This is a genomic window from Kribbella sp. WER1, assembly GCF_054189145.1.
Genome location: NZ_CM135186.1, coordinates 4,398,954 through 4,418,870, shown reverse-complemented (window position 1 = coordinate 4,418,870; position 19,917 = coordinate 4,398,954). Strand labels below are relative to the sequence as shown.

22 protein-coding genes and 1 tRNA gene are annotated in these 19,917 nt (G+C 69.4%); 11 read left to right on the top strand and 12 right to left on the bottom strand.

Going from position 1 to position 19,917, the window contains the following annotated elements; all coding sequences use genetic code 11:
* Positions 1 to 15 precede the first annotated feature (15 nt).
* Complete coding sequence (locus tag ACXJJ3_RS21295) at positions 16 to 603, bottom strand: MerR family transcriptional regulator (RefSeq protein WP_458163402.1); 588 nt, start codon at positions 601 to 603, stop codon at positions 16 to 18.
* Positions 604 to 669: 66 nt separating this feature from the next.
* On the opposite strand from ACXJJ3_RS21295, the gene ACXJJ3_RS21290 reads away from it, so the two are divergent.
* From ACXJJ3_RS21290 to ACXJJ3_RS21270, 5 genes are all read left to right on the top strand, one after another.
* Positions 670 to 1,461, top strand: coding sequence for a carbon-nitrogen hydrolase family protein (locus ACXJJ3_RS21290; RefSeq protein ID WP_458163400.1), 792 nt, complete (start codon positions 670 to 672; stop codon positions 1,459 to 1,461).
* Positions 1,462 to 1,516: 55 nt separating this feature from the next.
* A complete protein-coding gene (gene cobC, locus ACXJJ3_RS21285; RefSeq protein WP_458163398.1) occupies positions 1,517 to 2,545 on the top strand; it encodes an Rv2231c family pyridoxal phosphate-dependent protein CobC in 1,029 nt (342 codons plus the stop codon).
* A gap of 124 nt (positions 2,546 to 2,669) precedes the next feature.
* On the top strand, positions 2,670 to 3,248 hold the full coding sequence (locus ACXJJ3_RS21280) for a hypothetical protein (protein ID WP_458163396.1): 579 nt from the start codon (positions 2,670 to 2,672) through the stop codon (positions 3,246 to 3,248).
* Entirely contained in the window at positions 3,245 to 4,492 is a 1,248-nt protein-coding gene (locus tag ACXJJ3_RS21275; protein WP_458163394.1) for a cupin domain-containing protein, read from the top strand. The genes ACXJJ3_RS21280 and ACXJJ3_RS21275 overlap by 4 nt, the downstream gene beginning before the upstream one ends.
* A gap of 209 nt (positions 4,493 to 4,701) precedes the next feature.
* A complete protein-coding gene (locus tag ACXJJ3_RS21270; protein WP_458163392.1) occupies positions 4,702 to 5,400 on the top strand; it encodes a sucrase ferredoxin in 699 nt (232 codons plus the stop codon).
* Here the strand turns inward: ACXJJ3_RS21270 and ACXJJ3_RS21265 are convergent.
* From ACXJJ3_RS21265 to ACXJJ3_RS21255, 3 genes are all read right to left on the bottom strand, one after another.
* Positions 5,372 to 5,971: a gamma carbonic anhydrase family protein gene (locus ACXJJ3_RS21265; RefSeq protein ID WP_458163390.1), complete on the bottom strand. Its 600-nt coding sequence runs from the start codon at positions 5,969 to 5,971 to the stop codon at positions 5,372 to 5,374. The genes ACXJJ3_RS21270 and ACXJJ3_RS21265 overlap by 29 nt on opposite strands.
* A 227-nt stretch (positions 5,972 to 6,198) precedes the next feature.
* On the bottom strand, positions 6,199 to 7,416 hold the full coding sequence (locus ACXJJ3_RS21260; protein ID WP_458163388.1) for an MFS transporter: 1,218 nt from the start codon (positions 7,414 to 7,416) through the stop codon (positions 6,199 to 6,201).
* Positions 7,417 to 7,492: 76 nt separating this feature from the next.
* Positions 7,493 to 8,731, bottom strand: a complete 1,239-nt coding sequence (locus tag ACXJJ3_RS21255; RefSeq protein ID WP_458163386.1) for an MFS transporter — start codon at positions 8,729 to 8,731, stop codon at positions 7,493 to 7,495.
* Between the two features lie 254 nt (positions 8,732 to 8,985).
* Between ACXJJ3_RS21255 and ACXJJ3_RS21250 the strand changes: the two genes are divergently transcribed.
* A tRNA-Ser gene (locus ACXJJ3_RS21250) sits at positions 8,986 to 9,074 on the top strand.
* Positions 9,075 to 9,089: 15 nt separating this feature from the next.
* On the opposite strand, the gene ACXJJ3_RS21245 is transcribed toward ACXJJ3_RS21250, so the two are convergent.
* Positions 9,090 to 9,809, bottom strand: coding sequence for a DinB family protein (locus ACXJJ3_RS21245; protein ID WP_458163384.1), 720 nt, complete (start codon positions 9,807 to 9,809; stop codon positions 9,090 to 9,092).
* Between the two features lie 95 nt (positions 9,810 to 9,904).
* Between ACXJJ3_RS21245 and ACXJJ3_RS21240 the strand changes: the two genes are divergently transcribed.
* Positions 9,905 to 10,816 carry an acyltransferase domain-containing protein gene (locus ACXJJ3_RS21240; RefSeq protein WP_458163382.1) on the top strand — a complete coding sequence of 304 codons (912 nt, stop codon included), beginning with the start codon at positions 9,905 to 9,907 and terminating at the stop codon, positions 10,814 to 10,816.
* Positions 10,807 to 11,568, top strand: a complete 762-nt coding sequence (locus tag ACXJJ3_RS21235) for an alpha/beta fold hydrolase (RefSeq protein ID WP_458163380.1) — start codon at positions 10,807 to 10,809, stop codon at positions 11,566 to 11,568. The genes ACXJJ3_RS21240 and ACXJJ3_RS21235 overlap by 10 nt, the downstream gene beginning before the upstream one ends.
* Here the strand turns inward: ACXJJ3_RS21235 and ACXJJ3_RS21230 are convergent.
* Genes ACXJJ3_RS21230 through trpD form a run of 3 tightly spaced genes read right to left on the bottom strand, consistent with a single transcriptional unit; the run spans position 11,565 to position 14,297 of the window.
* Complete coding sequence (locus ACXJJ3_RS21230) at positions 11,565 to 12,317, bottom strand: YybH family protein (RefSeq protein ID WP_458163378.1); 753 nt, start codon at positions 12,315 to 12,317, stop codon at positions 11,565 to 11,567. The two genes, ACXJJ3_RS21235 and ACXJJ3_RS21230, sit on opposite strands and share 4 nt — an antisense overlap.
* A gap of 52 nt (positions 12,318 to 12,369) precedes the next feature.
* A complete protein-coding gene (locus ACXJJ3_RS21225; protein ID WP_458163376.1) occupies positions 12,370 to 13,257 on the bottom strand; it encodes an RNA polymerase subunit sigma-70 in 888 nt (295 codons plus the stop codon).
* Positions 13,257 to 14,297 carry an anthranilate phosphoribosyltransferase gene (gene trpD, locus ACXJJ3_RS21220; RefSeq protein WP_458163374.1) on the bottom strand — a complete coding sequence of 347 codons (1,041 nt, stop codon included), beginning with the start codon at positions 14,295 to 14,297 and terminating at the stop codon, positions 13,257 to 13,259. The genes ACXJJ3_RS21225 and trpD overlap by 1 nt, the downstream gene beginning before the upstream one ends.
* Positions 14,298 to 14,501: 204 nt before the next feature.
* Between trpD and ACXJJ3_RS21215 the strand changes: the two genes are divergently transcribed.
* Positions 14,502 to 15,386 carry a sigma-70 family RNA polymerase sigma factor gene (locus ACXJJ3_RS21215; protein WP_458163372.1) on the top strand — a complete coding sequence of 295 codons (885 nt, stop codon included), beginning with the start codon at positions 14,502 to 14,504 and terminating at the stop codon, positions 15,384 to 15,386.
* Here ACXJJ3_RS21215 and ACXJJ3_RS21210 read toward each other — a convergent pair.
* On the bottom strand, positions 15,367 to 16,095 hold the full coding sequence (locus ACXJJ3_RS21210; RefSeq protein WP_458163370.1) for a phosphotransferase family protein: 729 nt from the start codon (positions 16,093 to 16,095) through the stop codon (positions 15,367 to 15,369). The genes ACXJJ3_RS21215 and ACXJJ3_RS21210 overlap by 20 nt on opposite strands.
* A gap of 65 nt (positions 16,096 to 16,160) precedes the next feature.
* Here ACXJJ3_RS21210 and ACXJJ3_RS21205 point away from each other — a divergent pair, with 65 nt between their 5' ends.
* Positions 16,161 to 17,429, top strand: a complete 1,269-nt coding sequence (locus ACXJJ3_RS21205) for an FAD-binding oxidoreductase (protein WP_458163368.1) — start codon at positions 16,161 to 16,163, stop codon at positions 17,427 to 17,429.
* A 3-nt stretch (positions 17,430 to 17,432) separates the two neighbouring features.
* Here ACXJJ3_RS21205 and ACXJJ3_RS21200 read toward each other — a convergent pair whose 3' ends face one another.
* Positions 17,433 to 18,344 carry an SH3 domain-containing protein gene (locus ACXJJ3_RS21200; protein ID WP_458163366.1) on the bottom strand — a complete coding sequence of 304 codons (912 nt, stop codon included), beginning with the start codon at positions 18,342 to 18,344 and terminating at the stop codon, positions 17,433 to 17,435.
* Positions 18,345 to 18,603: 259 nt separating this feature from the next.
* Between ACXJJ3_RS21200 and ACXJJ3_RS21195 the strand changes: the two genes are divergently transcribed.
* On the top strand, positions 18,604 to 19,359 hold the full coding sequence (locus ACXJJ3_RS21195) for an enoyl-CoA hydratase/isomerase family protein (protein WP_458163364.1): 756 nt from the start codon (positions 18,604 to 18,606) through the stop codon (positions 19,357 to 19,359).
* Here the strand turns inward: ACXJJ3_RS21195 and ACXJJ3_RS21190 are convergent.
* Entirely contained in the window at positions 19,352 to 19,687 is a 336-nt protein-coding gene (locus ACXJJ3_RS21190; RefSeq protein WP_458163362.1) for a YciI family protein, read from the bottom strand. The genes ACXJJ3_RS21195 and ACXJJ3_RS21190 overlap by 8 nt on opposite strands.
* A gap of 73 nt (positions 19,688 to 19,760) precedes the next feature.
* Positions 19,761 to 19,916: a hypothetical protein gene (locus tag ACXJJ3_RS21185; protein ID WP_458163360.1), complete on the bottom strand. Its 156-nt coding sequence runs from the start codon at positions 19,914 to 19,916 to the stop codon at positions 19,761 to 19,763.
* Position 19,917 lies beyond the last annotated feature (1 nt).

The following is a 19,917-nucleotide window of genomic DNA, read 5'->3' as shown; positions in this document are numbered from 1 at the left end:
CCACCGCTTCTTTGATCAGTCCTGCGGAATCAGGGCTTGGCGTGCCTGCTGCATGCGTTCGCGTTCCTCCGGTGTCAGCGCCTCCATCGCCTGCTGCCGTCGTGCGTTCATCGCCTCGCGTTCCTCCTCGGTCAGGCTCTCAGCCAGTCGCCTCCGGTTCTCCGTCATCGTCTGGAATTCCTCGTGGGTCAAAGTCCGGTTCATCACTGTCGTCACCTCGATGAGTTCGATGAGTGTTCGGGCGGACGGCTCGCCGACGCGGTCGAGCCCGTCCAGGACACCGAGCAACTTCTCCCGGACGCGCGTCGCCGCCGCGAGCTGTTCCTCGACCACCTCGAGCTGGGTCCGGATCAGCGCGCGCGGATCCGTCAGCTCGCCGTCGAGCACTCGCCCGATCTCCGCCAGCGACAACCCGAACCCGCGGAGCGCGACGATCCGGTGCAGCCGCCGTACGTCGGCGGCGTCGTACTGCCGGCGCCCGGATGGGCTCCGCCACCCGGGCCGCAGCAGGCCGATGTCGTCGTAGTGGTGCAGGGTCCGGACGCTGAGCCCGGTGGCGTCAGCGAGTTCACCGACCCGCCAGGTCCTGTCCTCGGTGTCCATGCGTTCGACGGTAGGTCCTGACGCCGCGGGAGGTTCAAGCCCTGACTTGTGCGGCACCATGGAGAGATGAGGATCGCCGTGGTGCAGACCGCCAGCAGCTACGACAAGGCCGCCAACCGGGACCTGGTCACCCGCCTGGTCGCGGAGGCGGCGCAGGGCCGGCCGGACCTCGTCGTACTCCCGGAAGCGATGATGTCGGACTTCGCCGTCGAGGGAGAGTCGGTGGCGGAGGCTGCCGAGTCGCTGGACGGGGAGTTCGTCGAGACCCTTCGGAAGGCGGCGGTCGAGCACAACGTGGCGATCGTGGCCGGCATGTTCGAGCTCAGCTGCGACCAGCACCGCCCGTACAACACCCTGCTCGCGGTCGGCGCCGACGGCGTACTGCTGGGTGCCTACCGCAAGATCCACCTGTACGACGCCTTCGGCTACAAGGAGTCTGACCAGCTGACTGCAGGCGACGTAGCGCCGGTGGTGATCCAGGTCGGCGATCACCGGCTGGGACTCATGACCTGCTACGACCTGCGCTTCCCGGAGCTTTCCCGTGCCCTGGTAGACGCCGGCGCCGAGGTGCTCGTCGTACCGGCGGCCTGGGTCCGTGGGCCGCTCAAGGAGCACCACTGGACCACCCTGCTCACGGCACGCGCGATAGAGAACACTTGCTACGTCGCAGCCGCCGCCCAGAACGGTAAGAAGTACTGCGGCCTCAGCCAGGTCGTAGACCCGCAAGGCATCGCCCTGGCGTCCGTAGGTGAGGCAGACGGCCACACGTACGCCGAGATCACGCCCGAGCGCCTGTCCGACGTACGCAGGCGCAACCCGTCCCTGCAGAACCGCAGGTACTCCGTCACGCCCCGTTGACCAGTGCGCGGACCGCCTGGTCCCGAAAACCCGCTGACGCGTTAGCCTCCTGAGCGTGTTCGACGGGTTTGATCTGGAACATCACGGCGATCTCGAGGTCGGCGAGGGGCTGGTCGACCTCGCCGTCAACGTCCGTGTGGGTACGCCGCCGCCCTGGCTGCTCGGCGCGATCACCGCGAGCCTGACGGACCTGGCGGCGTACCCACGACCCGCGGCGGCGACGGCCGCGGTGGCCGGGCGGCACGGGGTCGGGCCGGATCGGGTACTCCTGACCGCGGGTGCGGCGGAGGCGTTCGTGCTGATCGCGCGGGCGTTCCGGCCGCGGCACCCGGTCGTCGTACACCCCCAGTTCACCGAGCCGGAGGCGGCGCTTCGGTCGGCCGGGCACCTGGTTGATCGAGTGGTACTGCGGCCCGAGAACGGGTTCGTACTGGATCCGGCCGCGGTCCCGCCGGACGCCGATCTGGTGGTCATCGGCAATCCGACCAACCCGACCTCGGTCCTGCATCGCGCCGACGACCTGCGCGAACTCGCGCGGCCCGACCGGATCCTGGTGGTCGACGAGGCGTTCATGGATGCCGTACCCGGGGAGACCGAGTCGCTCGCCGGGGCGTCGATCCCGGGGCTGGTGGTGATCCGGAGCCTGACCAAGACGTGGGGGCTGGCCGGGTTGCGGATCGGGTACGTCCTCGCGCACGCGAGCCTGATCGAGCAGCTCGCGGCGGTCCAGCCGCACTGGCCGGTGTCCACTCCTGCACTTGCGGCGGCGATTGCCTGCAGCAACGAGCGTTCCGTGGCCGAGGCGGCGCGGTCGGCGCTGGACGTCGAGCGGCAACGTGTCCATCTGGTTGACAGTCTCGGTACGGTTCCTGGCGTTTCGGTGTACGGCGTACCGCGGGCGCCGTTCGTTCTCGTGCACGTGCCGGGGGCGGTGGAAGTGCGGGAATCCCTGCGTGCACAGGGGTTTGCGGTGCGGCGAGGGGGCACGTTCCCGGGGTTGGGGCCGGACTGGTTGCGGATCGCGGTCCGGCCGGAGGATGTCACCGACGGATTTGTGAAGGTGCTGTCGGATCTGCTGCGGTGACAATCGAGTTGCCGCTGTAACGCAGCGGGGGGTTTAGCTGAGGTCCACTTTGCGCACAAGATGGCCAGGTGCCCGTTTGGTAGGTCTGGGCAACTTTCTGGCCGTTCGCGAAGGGAGCAACACCATGGGTCTCAGTGACGACGACATGAACACCTCCTCCTCCGGAGGCGACAACCAGGGCGGGTACGGCGGCTCGAACGACGGCGGCGAACGTTCGGAAGGTGGGTACGGCCAAGGATCCGGCGAGTCGGCCTCGTCGGGCGGCGGGTACGGCGGCGGTTCCGGTGGCGGGTCCGGGGAAGGGCCTGCTGACGGCGGAGCTTCGCAAGGCGGCCAGGACGGCGGCGCCGACGGCGGCGCGGGCGGCTACGGCGGCGGCGGTGACTCCGGCTCCGGCGGTGACTCCGGCTCCGGCGGTGGTGGCGGCTACGGCGAGGGCGGCGATTCCGGCTCGGGCGGTGGCGGCGGTTACGGCGGCGGCGACTCGGGCTCGGGTGGCGGCGGCGGTGGCTACGGCTCCGGTGGTGACGACGACTCGCGCGGTGACAACGACTCGCGCGGCGGTGACTCGCGGGGCGAGCGTGGCGGCGAAGGTGGCGGCTACGGCGAAGGGTCCGGCGGCGGCTCGGGTTCTGGTGGATCCGACAACGGTGCTGACGGTGGCGCGGACGGCGGCGCCGGCGGGAACTCCGGAAACTGGTGAGTACGGTGCCGGAGGCCGGGCCGTTGCGGGACGATCGCCCGGCACTCCGGCGCTGTGTAGCCGGCGACCTCGACGAGTTCGCCACGTCCTACTGGGGTTCCCGGGCGCTGCTCTCGCACGGCCCCGACCTCCCGGCGCCGTACGACGACCTGTTCAGCCTCGACGCGGTCGACGAACTGCTGTCCCGCCGAGGCCTCCGGACGCCGTTCATCCGGATCGCCAAGAACGGCTCGGTCGTCGGTGACAACCAGTTCACCGGACCGGCCGGCGCCGGAGCGGAGATCGCCGACCAGGTCCGCGACGACAAGGTCGCTGCGCTGTTCGCCGGCGGCCACACCGTCGTACTGCAGGCGTTGCACCGCACCTGGCCGGCGTTGGTCGACTTCTCGACGCAGCTGGCCGCCGACGCCGGTCATCCGGTGCAGATCAACGCCTACGTCACTCCTGCAGAGTCGCAGGGCTTCTCGGCGCACTACGACGTACACGATGTGTTCGTCCTGCAGGTCGCCGGCGAGAAACACTGGACCGTCCACGAGCCTGTGCACGTGGACCCGCTCCGCAATCAGCCATGGACGGATCACGCCCGGGCTGTCGAGAGGGCTGCGCGTGACACCGCTCCCGTGATCGACGAGGTACTGCGTCCCGGTGACTCGCTCTACGTACCGCGTGGGTTTCTGCACTCGGCTAAAGCGCTAGGCGGTGTCAGCGCTCACCTGACAGTCGGCCTGCACACGATGACGCGCTACCTGCTGGTACAAGAGCTGGCCGCGCTGGCAGCGGACCAGGCGGCGCTCCGTACGGCGCTACCGCTCGGCTTCGACCCTGGTGATCCGGAGCAGCTAGCGCAGGTACTGCCCGAGGTCGTCGACCTCTTCACGCAAGAGATCCGTCTCGCGACACCCGACGCACTGGCCGAGCGCCTGCGTCGCCGTACCTGGTCGAGCAACCGCCCCGCACCGCTCGCACCCCTCGCTCACGCCGCCGCGATCGCCTCGCTGGCGGTGGGTACGACGGTGCGCCTGCGTCCGGGCCTCCGCTGCCGCCTGGTCCCCGGCGACCCGCTCGTCCTGCAGCTCCCGGACCGAACGATCACGTTCCCGCCGAGCACGGCCGCGGCCGTCGAGCACCTGATCTCCGGCGCCGACTGCAAGGTCGGCGAGCTGCCGGCGCTGGACGAATCCGACCAACTGGTGCTCGTCCGCCGCCTGCTCACCGAAGCTGTGCTGGTGACCGACCGCCGATAGTGGACGACGTTCCAGCCCGATATCGCCCGGAGACCGGCTGCGCAGCGCAATCCGGCCTCCGCCAGGATCCCCTGCCCGCGAGTGCTCCGCCCGCCGAGCGATGGCTCCTCGTCGAATCCCGTCTGCCGTGGGCGCGGCAGGCTCTCGCCGCACTCGGCGCCACCGGGCAGACGGTGGCGCGGCGCTGCGCGGAGCTGGGGATCCGGCCGGTGGTGATCCGACGGTACGGACGGGTGGATCGGACGCGTCCGCGGCGATGGGGCCTGGTGGACTGCCGGCCGGGGCGGGAAGGCGTTCGATGGGGTGACCTACCGTCGGACGAACACCTGCTGGACGTCCTGGACGGCAAGGATCCGGGCGTGCCGAGTGATGAGCCGGTGTATCTCGTTTGCACGCATGGTCGGCACGACCCGTGCTGTGCCGTGTGGGGGCGTCCGATCGCGGCTGCGTTGTCGGCGGCGTATCCCGAGCGGACGTGGGAGTGCAGCCACATCGGCGGGGACCGATTCGCGGCGAACGTGGTCCTGTTGCCGCACAGCCTGTTCTACGGACGCGTCCCGCCGACACGTGCCGTCGAGCTCGCGGCGCAGTACGACCGGGGTGTCGTCGTACCGGATCTCCTCCGTGGGTCCGGTACGTTCGTCCCGCCCGTGCAGGCCGCGCAGCACTTCGCTCGCGCCGCCGGTCAATCGCTTGCCGTCAGCAACCTTCTTCCGCGGGTCGTCGAACAGCTGTCCACCGACCGCTGGCGGATCCTCCTCGCATCCACCAACGGCACGCTCGCCGTCGACGTGTCAGCACACCTCGACACCGTCGACGCCCGTCTGACCTGTGCGGGTTCCTCTCCCGCACAGCTTCGCCGGTTCCGGCTCGATCAGCTCAGCTCGGACCCACCTCACGATCCGTGACATGCACCCCGTAGTACTCCGACTGGCGCGCCATGATCTCGCGCATCGACGTACCGCGCGGAACGCCGTACACCGTGCCGGGGAAGTCCAGCTCGCGTTGGACCTGCCACAGCTCCTCGTGCCGTTCCGGGGAGAAGAGCTGCGCCGGGTCGCCGGCCGCGATCCAGCCGATCGGGAGGACCGTGCCTGCTGCCAGTCGCGAGTTCACGTGCAGCACGCTGTTGATCCGGAGCTCCGCGCCCGCGCAGGCGACGGAACCGGGGAACAACGCGGCGCCCGTGGCGATGAAGACCTCGTCCTCGACCGTGGCGCCGTTGACATGTGCATGGGGACCTACCAGAACCGCGTCGCCGACCACTGCAGGATGCTCCGCCCGCCCGCGCACCAAGGCGTTCTCCATCACCACACTGTTCTTACCGATCCGGACCTCGCCGTTCTCCGCCGTCAGCACGGCACCGTGCAGGACTCTGCTGCCTTCGCCGAGGACGACGGCGCCGCAGAGCACGGCCGATGGTGCGACATACGCGGAGTCGGGCACGACCGGTCGCCGGCCGCGGTGCTCCATCAACATCTGTCGGTGTCCTCTCCTAGCCTGGACCTCCTCAAGGTGTACCCGGTGTGCGGACTCTCCACTGCCCGGGTCCTCACAACCCGGGCGGCGGTGTCCTCCGGGCCGTCCACGTCGAGGTGGGAGGCTCGGTCCGTCGGACAATCCGGGTGGAGAACCGCGAACTGAGCCAACATTAGAACAGGTGTTCGATCAGATGCAATGCATCCTGACGGGTCAGGAAAACCCGCTCAGATGCGCTCGGCGCTCAGCCGCGGAGCGACGCGCGCGAGCACGTAGATCGTCACGCTCGCCACCAGCGCCAGCCCGGCGAGCGCCACCCACGGCAGTTCGTGACGCACCTCGAACAACTGCGCGAAGAACCCCGGCGCCAGCACGCTCGAGAACGTGAACGAGTACTGCCAGTACGACAGGTACTTCCCCCGCCCGACCTCCGGCGAGATAGCCGCCGACAGCGCGTTATTGGTCGCCGCATGCAGTACGTCGGCGAACGCGAAGCAGACAGTCGCCAGCACCAGCACCGGTACGACCCATCCGCCCGGAATGTGCACCTGCAGCGCCATCAGCAACGCCCAGGCCGCGTACGTCACCCCAGCAACCACCATGACGTCTGTACGACGCCGGCCCTCGGTGTGGCGCACTACCAGCGTCTGGCCGGTCGCCAGCACGACCGCCGTCGCCGCGATCAGTACGCCGACCAGCCACTTCGGCACCGTGAGCGCCTCGGTGACGTACACCGGCAACCCGACGCCGAGCATCATCGTGCAGAGCGCCAGCAGCGTGTTCGCGCCGATCAGCACCAGGAACGTCCGGTCCTTGCGCAGCAACGGCGCAGGGCCGCTGTCCTGCGCCGCACGCTGGTGGTGTGACGGATGCAGGCGGAGGAGCAGCAGACCGGCCAAGTAGAAGCTGACCGCGTTCACCGCCATCGCGATCAGGAACGGCTCGTTGCCACCGATCGCCAGCAGCCAGCCGGCGGCCAGGGCACCGATCGCCACCCCGCCGGCCTGCATCATCCCGCCGAGCCCGAACCACTTGTCCCGCTCGCCCTCGTCCGCGACGTCCGCGAGCAGACTGAAGATCGCCGACCAGAACACCCGCTGCCCGGTGGACATCACCAGCGAGCACAGGAACAGCAGCCAGATCGACCGTCCGAAGAAGAAGCCGGTGAACGCCAGCCCCTGGGCGAACTGCGCGCCGACGACGATGTTCCGCGGGCCGACCCGGTCGACGACCACGCCGACCGCGGCCGGTGCCGCGATCGAGAACAGCGTCGCGACGGTCAGCATCACACCGGCCGTGCCGAGCGGGATGTCGGCGACCTTGTTGAAGTACAGGAGCAGCAGCGGGCCCGCGCAGCCGCCGCCGAACGAGTCGATCGCCAGACCGGCCAGCAGCGGGACCCGGCCGCGAACGTTCGGGAGGCCGAGTGACGTGGCTGCGGGCATGGCGAAGCGCTCCCATCGGGTCATCTCGGCGGCTCGCGCACCCTAACAAGCGCCTGCCAGCCCGTTCCAGCCGATTTCACTCCGTAGCGGGTACCGGGCGCACTGCAACGTGCCGCAACGGACGCCACGCGACCACTGTCATCACCACCATCGCCACGAACGCGATCGCGAACGGAGCAGCCAGCCCGAACCGCTGCGCCAGTACGCCGCCCAGCGCGGAGCCGACCGCGGCACCGCCCACGGAGGCCAGCAAGTACACGCTGTTGACTCGGCCCATCAGTTTGTCCGGCGTGGCCAGCTGGCGCGTTGTGGTCGACACGATGCCCCAGACCACCGCATGCACACCGAACACCGCCATGGTCGCGCCGGCGACCCAGGGGCTCCTGGTCAGCGCCAGGACGAGATGGATGGCCGTCTCGACGACCAGCCCGACCCGGAGCAGCGTCACCGACCCAACCCGGGGCTCCAGGAAGTGGTACGTCGGCATACCGAGCACACCGCCCACTGCGCCGACCGACACGAGCAGCCCGAACTGGGTGTCGCTCAACCCGAGCCGCTCGCGCGCAAACAGCACCCAGGTCGCAAAGGCGGCGCAGAACGTGATGTTCATGACCAAAATGGACAGGGCCAACGTACGCACACCGGCGTGCTGCCAGAGCCACCGGACACCCTCACGTACTTCGTCCCACAGCGCTGCACGCCCGGCAGGGTCCGGCAGCGGCGGCCGTACAGCGACACGCGCTACGAGAGCCGCGGCCGCCGCGAAGGTGACTGCATCGAACACCAGCGGGATCCCAGCGCCCGCAGCGAACAGCAACGCACCCAGCGGCGGCCCACCGAGCTGCTGGAGCACCGTGCCGCTGGCGAACAGCCGCGCGTTCGCCTGACCTAGATGCTCCTTCGGTACGGCGCTGACGAGCAGTGCGCCGGATGCGTTGTCTGCAAGGGTTTCCGCTGTCCCCAGCAGGAACAGGACGGCGTACACCGTCCAAAGCGGCGCGGTGCGGAACAGTACGGCGGCACCGAGCGCGGCCAGCACCAGCGCGCGAAAGGTGTCAGCGGCAACGATCATCACGCGCCGGTCGAGCCGGTCCACCAGGACGCCGCTGAACAAGGCGAACAGCAGCCACGGCAGCTGCTGGACGAACGCGGCGGCCCCGACGGCCGCCGGCTGAGTGGTGATCGAGGCGACCAGCAACGGCCCGGCGGCGAGCATGGCGCCGTCGCCGAGGTTCGAGATGATCGCGGCCGGGAAGATCTTGCGGAAGTCGGATCCGAGCTCGGCCGGAACGACGGCCGCGCGAAGCGAACGCATGGGAACTCCTGAGGGCATGACGGAACGACGGGACAACCGGCTTCTTCAGCCGGCGCTCCGCCCGGTCGGTCGCGTCAGCGCACCGACCGGACGGTGTGTGCCATGTCCTCGAACGATCTGGACATTGCTCCCACCTCCGTCCGTACCCGCGACGATCCCGCCGCTGCGCACACCGTACCGGCCGGTCCCCGCCCCCGCACTCCGTTTCGCCCCACCGCTCCTGCGCTATCCTCGACCTTCGGCGGAAACCGCCAGGAGGGCTCGCATAGCGGCCGAGTGCGCTGGTCTTGAAAACCGGTATGGCGGGTGACCGTCATCGTGGGTTCGAATCCCACGCCCTCCGCTCAGAGCGTGCGCCTCACCCGGCGGCGAGGGTGTCGAGGTCGCGGGTGGCGAAGCGGAGGTGTTCCCATTCCTCGCCGAGCATCACGTGTACGCAGTAGCGGGTGGTCACGGTGCGTGGGCTGTTCGGGCTCGTGCGCGGGGTGTCGAGTTCGGCCGGGGTGATCGTGGCGAGCAGGTCGCGGATCATGGCCACCCGGCCGGCGCGGGCCTCGAGGACCTCGGCGTACGGGGGTGGGGTCGGGCGTTCGTCGGTGGCGGCGTAGCTGAGGCCCAGCGGGTGGACGTCGTCCCGGCCGAGGACGGCGCGGCCGATCCAGAGGTCGGTGGCGTGCACCAGGTGTCGCTGGGTCTGGGCGAACGACCACTCGCCGTCGACCGACGCGTCGACGGCGCCGGCGGACAGGCCCGCGGCGCGGTCGCCGGCCGCGGACCAGGCCTTTTCGACGGCGGCCCAGGCGGCGCGGAGACCGTCGGGGTCCTCGGCGCGGCGCTCGGAGCGCCCCGGGAAGCGGCGGTCCAGCTCGGCCTGCACGTACGGCGCGACCTCGACGCCGTTGACGATCAGGCTGGCGCCCTCCTCGGCCAGCCAGGGCGCATCGATGTCCGTGCCGCCGATGTCGACGCCACGCATCACCATGTCGGTGAGGTCGCACTCGACGAACCGTGCCCCCTTGAGGTTCGCATCCGCGAACTCCGCTCCTTGCAGGTTGTCGGAATGCCCGAACTTCGCCATGTCCACTCCCATTGATAGCTGTCGCGGTGAGCCTAACGGTGACCTCGGACACAAAAGTCGTGCGCCGACGCCCCGGCCCGTGGTGGGCTCGGCAGATGGACCTGATGACCGAGAACGCCGAGAAGATGATGCTGGTGTACTGCGGTGTTGGCGAGGACGATCGCCGCGCCATGCTGGCGGCGCGCCCGGAGCCGGAGCGGGAGCCGGAGTGGTGGGAGCTCACGTCGACGCTGGCCGCAGAGGTCGAGCGCGACCTAGGGCTCGCCGTACCGTCGACAGGCTTCACGAGCTGGCCGACCGTACCGGACGACGCCTCACCGGTTGGGCTCTTCGCCGCTGCGTGGGCGTTGCTGGCGAACCTGCCTCGGCTGCGCGAGTTCCACGCGCAACGCGGCGTACCGGAGGCCGTGACCGTGGCGACGGTGTCCGCGTTGGGCGGTGTGATGGGGACGCACCGGCACATCCACGGGCGTCCGGGAGTCGGGCTGATGCCGCTGTGGAGCCCACCGTTGCGCTTCCGGGGCGCGGACTATGAGATCGGCCGGCATGCGTTCACGCGGACGCACCTAGGGATCGGCGACGGTGTCTCAGGGCACGTACTGTCGATCCACATCCCTCCGATCGGCCCGCTCGACGCACAGGAGTCCGAGGCGTCGGTTGCGGCAGCCGTGGAGTACTTCGGACGCTGGTTCCCGGAGGAGCCGCTGGCTGGGATCGTCTGCCACTCCTGGCTCCTGGACCCGCAACTGGCCGAGTACCTGCGTCCTGACTCCAACATCATCCGTTTCCAGTCCCGCTTCGACCTGCTGCCGTACCTGCCGACAGACGACCCAACCGAGAGCGACCGCGAGCTAATGCGCCTCGGTCTGCACCTCCCGACACCTGATGGACCGTTGGACCTCGCGGCTGTTCCTCAAGACACCACCCTGCGGCGGGCGTTCGTCCAACACCTCAGGGCCGGTCGTCATTGGCAAGTGCGGACAGGCATGCTGAAGACATGGAGCTGACGATTCCGGTAGGGCAGGACACGGTCTGGACCGAACACCTCGCCGGTGACGGCGTACCGATCGTGCTGCTGCACCCAGGCATCGGTGACTCGCGCGTCTGGGACCAGGTACTGCCAGGACTCGACGGCCAACGCATCGTGCGGTACGACGTCCGAGGCTACGGGCGCTCGCCGCTGCCGACCACGGAGTTCTCCCTTCTGCAGGACCTGGAGACCGTGCTCGACCAACTCGCGTTGGACAAGGTCCTGCTCGTCGGCTGCTCGATGGGCGGCGGTACTGCGCTCAGCTACACGCTGGCGCATCCGGAACGGGTCCACGGGCTCGTGCTGTTGTGTCCAGGCGTACCCGGGTTCCCCTGGCCCGAGGAGCCCGAGCTAGATGCGCGGTACGACGTACTTGCGGCTGAGCGGGACGTAGACGGTCTCGTACACCTAGGGCTCCGGGAGTGGGCGCGGTCGGGCTCCGACGACACCGTGGTGGCTCAGTTGCGGGCAGCGATCCCGGCCTGGTTCGACCAGGGCGAGTACCTGCAGCCGGACCCGCCGGTGTACGACCGGCTGCAGGAGATCCAGGTCCCGTCGGTCGTCATGGTCGGCGACAAGGACCGGCCGATCCTCGCAGCCGTGGCCGGCGGTACGTCGGCGCGGATCCCCGGCTGCGAGTTCGTCTGGATGCCCGGCACGGACCACTTCCCGAGCCTTCGGGAGCCGCAGCTGGTGACGGAAACCATCCTGCGGCTGGCCGGGGACTAGGACGCCGGACAGGACAGGTGCTGGTGGATCATCCGCCACCCGGCGCCGGTCCGGCGGAACACCCGGGTCGCGCGGGACGTCGTCTCGGTTCCGTCCGCGGTGACGTGGTCGATCGACCAGGCGACGGCAAGGTCACCGGCGGACGTGATCGTCGGGTCCGGGATCGCGAACGTGATCGGATCAGGGCTCGAGGCCAGCCCGGCCGCGCACACCTCCCGGACGGCGGTCTTCCCGGTGTAGTTGCCGTCGATCTCGTACGACACCACGTCGTCGGCGATCGGCTCCATCAGCGCGTCCAGGTCGCCCGCCGCGGTGTCGGCGCCCCAACGGTCGAGCGTCGCGGTGATCTCCGGAGCCGCCGACGTGTCCTCGTGCGGGAACGAGTGGTGCTCGTGCGTGACCGTCCAACGGCCGTCAACCTTGCACAGGCCGATCGTCAGCCGCAGCAGCCGCCGGGGATCGCCATCCGCCTCCCGGCAGTGCAGGAGCGCGAACGCGAACGCGACGTCCGTACCGGCGGTCACCTCCAGCGATTCCAGCTCGAACGAGCCGCCGGACCGCTGCCACTGGAAGAAGCCCGGCCAGGTCTCGGTGTACGCCGCCAGTCCCCGGACGCCCTCGTACGGCGGCGGCACGTCGAACATCACGATGTCCGGCGCGTGATCCGCCAGCACGGTGTCCAGGTCACCCGCGTGGACGGCGGTGACCCAGTCCTCGATCAGTGTGCGGATCTGCTGCTCGTCAGTCATGTCTCTCCTTCGGGAAGTCGTCACCCCCTATAACCCGGGAGATCACCGAAACTCATCGCGACAGCTCGGCCGGCAGCCCGTACGTCGGGAAGTCCGCCTCCAGGTACGACACGACCTCGACGATCTCGGACCCGCGCAGTACGACCACGTCCAGCCCGCCCGGTACGTACCGATCGCCGTCGAGCAGGTACGTCCCGAACGCGAGCTGGCCGTTCGCGCGCGCCGGGAGGAACCGCCACTCCTCCCGCAACGGCCTGTCGAGCAGGAACGCCCGGATCGCCTCCCGGCCGTGGAACCAGTCCGGCAGCGGGGGCATCGAGTACTTCGCGTCCGCAGCGAGCATGGCCACGATCGCCTCGACGTCACGCGCCTCCCACGCAGCTACGTACCGCCGTACGAGCTCACGCTCGCCGGACTCGCCCAACTCACGCAAGGTCTGCTGCTGACTCGGTACGGCGCTCACGACCGACCGGGCGCGCTGCAGCGCACTGTTAACGGCCGCAACCGACGTATCCAGCTGCTCAGCAACCTCACGCGCACTGAACGCGAGTACGTCGCGCAGTAGGAGGACCGCGCGTTGTAGAGCGGACAGGTGCTGCAAAGAGGCGACAAACGCGAGCTCTACCGACTCCAGCGCCAGCAGCTCACCCTCTGGCGTCAGCGACGACGTCCAGGCGAGCCTGCTTTCGGGATACGGCTCCAGCGCCTCCACATCGCGCCGACGTTCGATCAGCGTGAGGCATCGGTTCGTGGCGATCTTGTAGAGCCACGGGCGGAGCGAGCCGCGCTCCTCGTACTTGCCGAGTCCGCTCCACGCGCGCAGCAGCGTTTCCTGGACCGCGTCCTCGGCGTCCGTGTCGGATCCGAGCATCCGATAGCAGTGCGCGTGCAGCTCACCACGCCACGGGGCGACCAGCTGTGCGAACTCGTGCTCATCCATCACGGGCACGCTAACGACCGACCTGTCCAGTGATCCAGTACCGCAGCCGCCCGGCCACTGTCCACAGCCTCCCGGCACCGCTCGAAGCAGTCCGCCAGCTGTTCCAGCCCCGACTCCAACGACAGCGCCACCAACGCCGCAGCCGCATTCAGCAGTACGACGTCCCGCACCGGTCCACGCTCTCCGCCGACCAGCCCTCGCAGCAGTCGCGCGTTGAATGCTGCATCGCCACCCCGGAGCTCCGCGAGCGAGGACGGCCGCAGCCCGAGCGAACGCGGGTCGAACACCACCTCCGACGCCGAGCCGCCATGTACCAGCCACAGCCGCGAGTAGCCGGTGGTGGTGAGCTTGTCCAGCCCGTCGTCGCCTCTCGCGACCAGTGCTGAGCGGCCCTGCGCAGCAAGTGCTTCGGCGAGTACGGGCAGCATCCGCGCGTTGGCTACTCCTACGAGCTGGTGCTGCGGGTCAGCGGGGTTGAGCAGCGGTGCCAGCACGTTGAGAGCCGTGGGGACGGCCAGCTCGCGTCGTACGACCGCAGCTGCGCGGAGGGCTGGGTTGAAGCGTGGGGCGAACAGGTACGTCAGGCCGACGTCAGCAGCGGCCTGTGCGGCGGCAGCAGGTGTCAGGTCGAGTGGGACGCCCAGGTGTTCCACCAGGTCGCCGGAGCCTGCGGCTGACGACGAGGCGGCGCGGCCGCCGTGTTTGACGACCGTGACGCCGGTAGCGGCCACCACGACCGCGGCCATCGTGGAGATGTTGGCCGCGCCTGTGCGATCGCCGCCGGTACCGACGATGTCCACGAACGGTCCACGGATACGCACTGGCGTCGCGTGTGAACGCAGTGCTGTTGCCAGACCGTTGATCTCGTCCGCGGTCTCGCCCTTGGCGCGGAGAGCGATCAGGAACCCGGAGATCTGCGCCGGCGACGCCTCGGCCAGCACCAGTTGGTCCATGGCCCAGCCGGTGTCCGCGGCCGACAGGTCGGAGCCGGCCAGGAGCGTGGAGATCAGACCGGACCACGTCCGGAGCGTTGTTGCCATCGGCTTTCCTCAGGGTGCGGGACCGCCCACGAGGAAAGACATGACAACGGCCGCCTCGCAGGAGACGGCCGGGTGGATACGCGCGGGTTCAGGCCGTCTGGTCGACGGCCCACCACATACCTGCGCGCTGGAACATGCTCCTGACTCTACCCTGGCTGTCACATTGCGGTGGGCTGGTCCGTCAGGGCTCTGAGGAGGGCAGTAGTGAACGAGCACGAGCAGTTGGCGTTGCGGTTCGAGGAGAACCGTGGACACCTGCGGGCAGTTGCCTACCGGATGCTCGGGTCGCTGGCGGAGGCAGAAGACGCCGTGCAGGAGGCCTGGCTGAAGTTGAGTCGCACGGACGTGAGCGATGTCGGCAACCTGGGCGGCTGGCTGACCACGGTGGTGTCGCGGGTGTGCCTGGACATGTTGCGCAGCCGGAAGTCGCGGCGCGAGGACGCGTTGGACACGTACGTCCCGGACCCGGTGCTGACGGCGCTGGGGCCGGAGGACGAGGCGATGCAGGCGGATGCGATCGGGCTGGCGTTGCTCGTCGTACTGGAGACCCTGTCGCCGGCTGAGCGGCTTGCGTTTGTCCTGCACGACATGTTCGGGGTCGGGTTCGACGACATCGCGACGATTGTGGACAAGTCGCCGGCCGCGACGCGTCAGCTCGCCAGCCGAGCGCGGCGGCGGGTCCAGGGTGCGCCGGCCAGTGACGGGGACGTGGGCCGGCAGCGGGCGATCGTCGAGGCGTTCATGGCCGCGTCGCGGGGCGGGGACTTCGAGGCGTTGCTGGAGCTGCTCGACCCGGAGGTGCTGCTGCGTGCGGATGCGGGCGCGACGAGTGCGCAGTACGCCGGACCGGCCGTGTCGAAGCTGGTGCGCGGGGCGAAGGCGGTTGTCGAGCAGGCGCTCATGTTCAGCCGGATGGGGCCGTATCTGCAGGTGGCGCTGGTCAACGGGACGCCTGGGGTGATCACCGTGGTCAACGGGCGGTTGATGGGAGTCATGGCCGTGACCGTGACCGTGACCGACGGGCTGATCACCGAGCTGGACATTCTGGCGGACGTGGAGCGGCTGGAGGTCATCCCGCTGCCAGCCTGAGCAGCCGGCGCGCCTGGGCTTCTGCGGTGCCCGGTGGGTTCCTGCTGGCGCTGGGACAACCCGGGCCGATCAGTGCGAGCCAGAAACCGGCCCAGAGCAGACGTGCTGCGCGGAAACGGTCAGGGTCCGGCACGAAGCGGCGTACCAGCTGCGTTGGGTCGCCGGTGCGCCAGGCGAGATGCTCGACGAGGTTGGCCAGCTCCACGGTGCGGTCGCCGCGGCCGGAGTCCTCGAAGTCGATGATGCGGATGCGGGCGCCGTCCCAGAGGTAGTTGGTGACGTTGGGGTCGCCGTGGGCCAGCACTGGGTCTTGGGTTGTGGGGACTGGCGGTTCGTTGGTCAGCCAGGTAGTGGCTGCGTCCGCGATGACGCCGTTGGTGGTGGTGAGGGTGGTCAGGCCGGTGCGGGTGCGGTCTATGAGCTGGGTCAGGTCGATCGGGGCGAGGGAGTCGGATGGTGTCGACCAGAGGGTCTCGAGTGCGTCGCCCAGTGCTGTGAGGTGGGTGGTCAGCGGCGTAGACATAGGTTCACCGGGGACGCGGGTCATGCGGAGCCAGGGGGCGGGGGTGCTGGAGCGGGCGAGGGGCGTTGGGGTGAGGTCTGGGGGTGTTTGGGCGAGGGCTGTCCACTCGCGGTCAGGCTCGTTGCGGGACCAGGACGTGTAGTGCTTGGTGACTGTCGTCTCGGTGAATTCGATGTCGTGGGTCATGTCGATATCAGAGCTTTCTCTTCGACGTATGGGCAGGAGCTGATACGGCGAGGGAGTGGGACCTGATGTCTACGCAGGCTGTGGTGGCGGGTGCGCGGGATGTTGTGGCGGGGCTGGTAGGGGCGGGGTTCAACGGTGCCGTCCGGCTGCCGGGCGAGGTGGAGTACGACGAGCAGCGGCGGTCGGTGATTCCGTCGGTGGACTCGCGGCCGCTCGTGGTGGCCGAGGCGTACGGGCGGACCGACGTACAGGCGGCGGTGCGGACGGCTCGGGAATACGGCGTACCGATCGCGGTGCAGGCGACCGGGCACGGGACGCGGGTGCCGGCCGACGGGGGGATCCTGCTGAAGACGACGCCGATGACGACGGTGCTGATCGACCCGGAGCGCCGGATCGCGAAGGTCGCGCCGGGCACGCGCTGGGGTGCGGTCCTGGACGCCGCTCGGCAGTTCGGGCTCGCGCCGTTGTCCGGCTCGCACCGCGACGTCGGCGTCACCGGGTACACGCTCGGCGGAGGTGTCGGGTGGCTGGCCCGCAAGTACGGGTTCGCAGCCGACAGCGTCGTCCGGGCCGAGGTCGTGACCGCCGACGGCCGGCTGGTCACCGCGAGCGCCGAGCAGCACCCGGACCTGTTCTGGGCGATCCGCGGCGGGACCGGCAACTTCGGCGTGGTCACGTCGCTCGAGTTCCGCCTCTACCCGGTCCGCGAGGTGCACGCCGGCATCGTGTACTACGGCATCGACCGCGCCGCCGCGATCCTCCGCCGGTACCGCGACTGGACCGCGACGATCCCGAACGAGCTCAGCACCGCCGTCGTGCTGACCCGCGTCCCCGGCACCGAGCAGCGCGCCGTCGCGATCAAGGTCCTGTACGCCGGTCCCGCCGAGCTCGCCGAACACCTGCTCAAGCCGCTCTTCGAAACCGCCGGCCCACGCCTGGCGGGCGAACTGCGGACGATCGAGTACGCCGACGCCGCGATGGGCGGCACGCCCGCGCGGCACCTGGACTTCCTGGACACGCTCACCGACGAGGTCATCGACGTCGTCGCCGAACTCGAGGACGCGACCGTCGAGGTCAGGCACTGGGGCGGCGCGATGGCGCATCCCGGCCCGGGCGCCGGACCGGTCGGGCACCGTACGGCGGCGTACTCGCTGATCATCGACCGCGAGGTGACGGGACTGCCGTGCACGGGTCGTACCTTCGTGAACTTCCTCGGCGACCCGGGTCGCGCCGACACGGCGTACGACCCGAAGGACCTGCAGCGGCTGCGTGAGGTGAAACGGTCCTACGACCCGTCGAACCTGTTCCACCTCAACGCGAACATCCGCCCCTGAGGATCAGACCGTGCCCGTGTTGCCGTAGACGGACACGTGGACGTGGTCCATGTGGTTCGCGGTCGCGCCGCCGCGGTCCGGCATCGCGCGCCAGCCCTCGCTGCTGCGCTGCACCGTCCAGATGTGCTGCTCCCAGATCAGCTGGCTGACGCCGAGCTTCTTGTAGTTCGCCTTCAGCCAGTCGGCGATCTCCTGGCCCTCCGACGAGCTGTTGATCATGATGTCCACCGCGTGCCCGGTCGCGTGCTCGGAGCCGGTGTCGCCGGCCCGGAGACCGCCGTACGACGTGATGTCCGGGAACATCGCGCAGATCGCCCGGTGCACCCGGATCGCGTCCGGGGTCAGGCCCTGCTCCATCGCGGAGCCGGACTTGCAGGCGGCCTGCGAGATCGCGCCGGTGACCGCGTCCGCGACCGGCTTGGTGGCCGACAGGTACGCCGTCTTCACCCAGCGGGACTTCGCGTCGCTGACGACCTCGGAGTACAGCCCGTCGACCTTGCCGGTGACCGAGACCTTGGTGCCCTTCGGCAGCACGTCCAGCAGGATGCCGGTCAGCGGCAGCGACCAGAGGTTCACGTCGGTGGTGGTGTACTTCGTGCCGGTGACCACCGGCGCCGGCGCCTTCACCTCCTGGCTGGCGCGGGTCTTCGCGGCCGTCGGCTTCGGGATCGGCGCCTGCTTCTTCAGGTGCTTGGCCGTCGGGCTCGCGGTCGGCTTCGGCGTGCTGCTCGGCGTCGCGGTGGTGGTCGGGTTGATCGGCGGGCGCAGCGCGTCCCGGCTGATCGTGGTGTCGCGCGACAGCTGCAGGGACGAGCTGGCGATCGACGGATCGAGCTGAACGTGCTGGCTGGGGAACGCCGCCGCCGAACCGGTGGCCACCATCGCCACCGCCGCGCCGGGGATCGCAACCTTCACAATGCCGGGCTGGAGCACCTTCGGACGCCGCTGACGGTGCCGCGCCTGACTATGTCGACCTGCCACTTCGAGACCCAATCTGCCGAGACCAAAACGTTATCGACCGGAGGAGTCAAGCACACATCGCCGCGCCGGTTCGAATCGCCCCGCAGTCTTAACGCATTGCGAACATCCACAGGCGGGCCTCCGCCGTGATCTGCCCGATATCCGTAGGTGATCGGTTCGAGATCAAACGCTTGGTCGATGATTGACTGTCCCGGTGGGATTTCGGGTCGAGAGTGGTGTGGTCGCGCGACTGGTGATTGATCGGGTCGCGAAGCGGAACGCGTTGACGCGGGCGATGTGGGAGCAGCTGCCGGAGCTGCTCGCCGGCCTGGCCGCCGACGACGCGGTCAAGGTGTTGCTGGTGACCGGGGAAGGACCGAGCTTCTCGGCCGGCGCCGACATCCGCGAACTGATCTCCGGAGCGGACCCCGACGACCCGATGGCGGAGCTGCGCGCGTCCAACCTGCGCGCCCAGGCGGCGCTGCGGGAGTTCCCGAAGCCGACGGTGGCCGTCGTTCGCGGGCACTGCATCGGCGGCGGTCTGGAGATCGCGGTGAACTGCGACTTCCGGTTCGCGGCCCGGGACGCGAGCTTCGGCGTGACGCCGGCCCGGATCGGCGTCGTCTACCCGCCTGACGCGATCAAGGTACTGCTGGATCTGGTCGGTCCGGCGACCACGAAGTACCTGCTGTTCAGTGGTGAGCTGCTGATCGCGGAAGAGGCCGCGTCGAAGGGGCTGGTGGATCGGGTTGCCGACGATCCGATGGCGGCAGCGGAGGCGTTCGCGGCGACGATGGTGTCGCGGTCGCAGTTGACGATTCGGTCGGCCAAGGAGTCCGTGAACGCGTTGCTCAGCGGCGCCGATGCGGACGCGGCCGCGGTACGGCGGTATCGCGAGACGATCGCGTCCGGCGAACTCGCCGAAGGGATCGAGGCCTTCACGCAGAAGCGGGCGCCGAAGTTCAGATAACCGTCGCGCGCAGCTCGACCCGGTCGCCGACCGCGGCGGACACCCGGCCGGCCAGCGCCTGCGCGTGCTCGTCGTCGGCCGCGTCGACCAGGTAGAACCCGGCCAGCTGCTCCTTCGACTCCCCGAACGGCCCGTCCGTGACCACCTGCTGACCGTCGCGGATCCGCACGATTCGCCCTTCCTCCGGCGGCATCAGCCCCTCGGAACTGATCAGCTCGCCGGTGGTCGCAAGCTCCTGCTCGAGCGCGATCAACCGCCGCAGGGCCGCCTCGTCCTCGGCGGTCCACTGCCGGTCGATGCCGCGGAAGATCATCACGACGTACTTCATGAGATCACCGTAGTCACCGGGACGGACAGAACCCCGCGGACGAGCCGCGGGGTCCTTTCGGGTGTTCGTCCGATCAGTACCAGTGCCGCCTGCCTCCGATCGCGCGGCCGGTCGCTCCGAGGATCCAGAACACCGCACCGATCAGCACCAGGATGATGCCGACCGTCCACAGGATCGAGATGTGCAGCACGAACCCCAGGATCAGCAGGATCACTCCGATGATGAGCATG

Bases quoted from the DNA above. Each gene is read 5' to 3' on its own strand.
- ACXJJ3_RS21295 (WP_458163402.1), bottom strand. From the start codon at position 603: ATGGACACCGAGGACAGGACCTGGCGGGTCGGTGAACTCGCTGACGCC.
- ACXJJ3_RS21290 (WP_458163400.1), top strand. From the start codon at position 670: ATGAGGATCGCCGTGGTGCAGACCGCCAGCAGCTACGACAAGGCCGCC.
- ACXJJ3_RS21280 (WP_458163396.1), top strand. From the start codon at position 2,670: ATGGGTCTCAGTGACGACGACATGAACACCTCCTCCTCCGGAGGCGAC.
- ACXJJ3_RS21265 (WP_458163390.1), bottom strand. From the start codon at position 5,971: ATGTTGATGGAGCACCGCGGCCGGCGACCGGTCGTGCCCGACTCCGCG.
- ACXJJ3_RS21260 (WP_458163388.1), bottom strand. From the start codon at position 7,416: ATGCCCGCAGCCACGTCACTCGGCCTCCCGAACGTTCGCGGCCGGGTC.
- ACXJJ3_RS21255 (WP_458163386.1), bottom strand. From the start codon at position 8,731: ATGCGTTCGCTTCGCGCGGCCGTCGTTCCGGCCGAGCTCGGATCCGAC.
- ACXJJ3_RS21245 (WP_458163384.1), bottom strand. From the start codon at position 9,809: ATGGCGAAGTTCGGGCATTCCGACAACCTGCAAGGAGCGGAGTTCGCG.
- ACXJJ3_RS21240 (WP_458163382.1), top strand. From the start codon at position 9,905: ATGGACCTGATGACCGAGAACGCCGAGAAGATGATGCTGGTGTACTGC.
- ACXJJ3_RS21235 (WP_458163380.1), top strand. From the start codon at position 10,807: ATGGAGCTGACGATTCCGGTAGGGCAGGACACGGTCTGGACCGAACAC.
- ACXJJ3_RS21230 (WP_458163378.1), bottom strand. From the start codon at position 12,317: ATGACTGACGAGCAGCAGATCCGCACACTGATCGAGGACTGGGTCACC.
- ACXJJ3_RS21225 (WP_458163376.1), bottom strand. From the start codon at position 13,257: ATGGATGAGCACGAGTTCGCACAGCTGGTCGCCCCGTGGCGTGGTGAG.
- trpD (WP_458163374.1), bottom strand. From the start codon at position 14,297: ATGGCAACAACGCTCCGGACGTGGTCCGGTCTGATCTCCACGCTCCTG.
- ACXJJ3_RS21210 (WP_458163370.1), bottom strand. From the start codon at position 16,095: ATGACCCACGACATCGAATTCACCGAGACGACAGTCACCAAGCACTAC.
- ACXJJ3_RS21205 (WP_458163368.1), top strand. From the start codon at position 16,161: ATGTCTACGCAGGCTGTGGTGGCGGGTGCGCGGGATGTTGTGGCGGGG.
- ACXJJ3_RS21190 (WP_458163362.1), bottom strand. From the start codon at position 19,687: ATGAAGTACGTCGTGATGATCTTCCGCGGCATCGACCGGCAGTGGACC.
- ACXJJ3_RS21185 (WP_458163360.1), bottom strand. From the start codon at position 19,916: ATGCTCATCATCGGAGTGATCCTGCTGATCCTGGGGTTCGTGCTGCAC.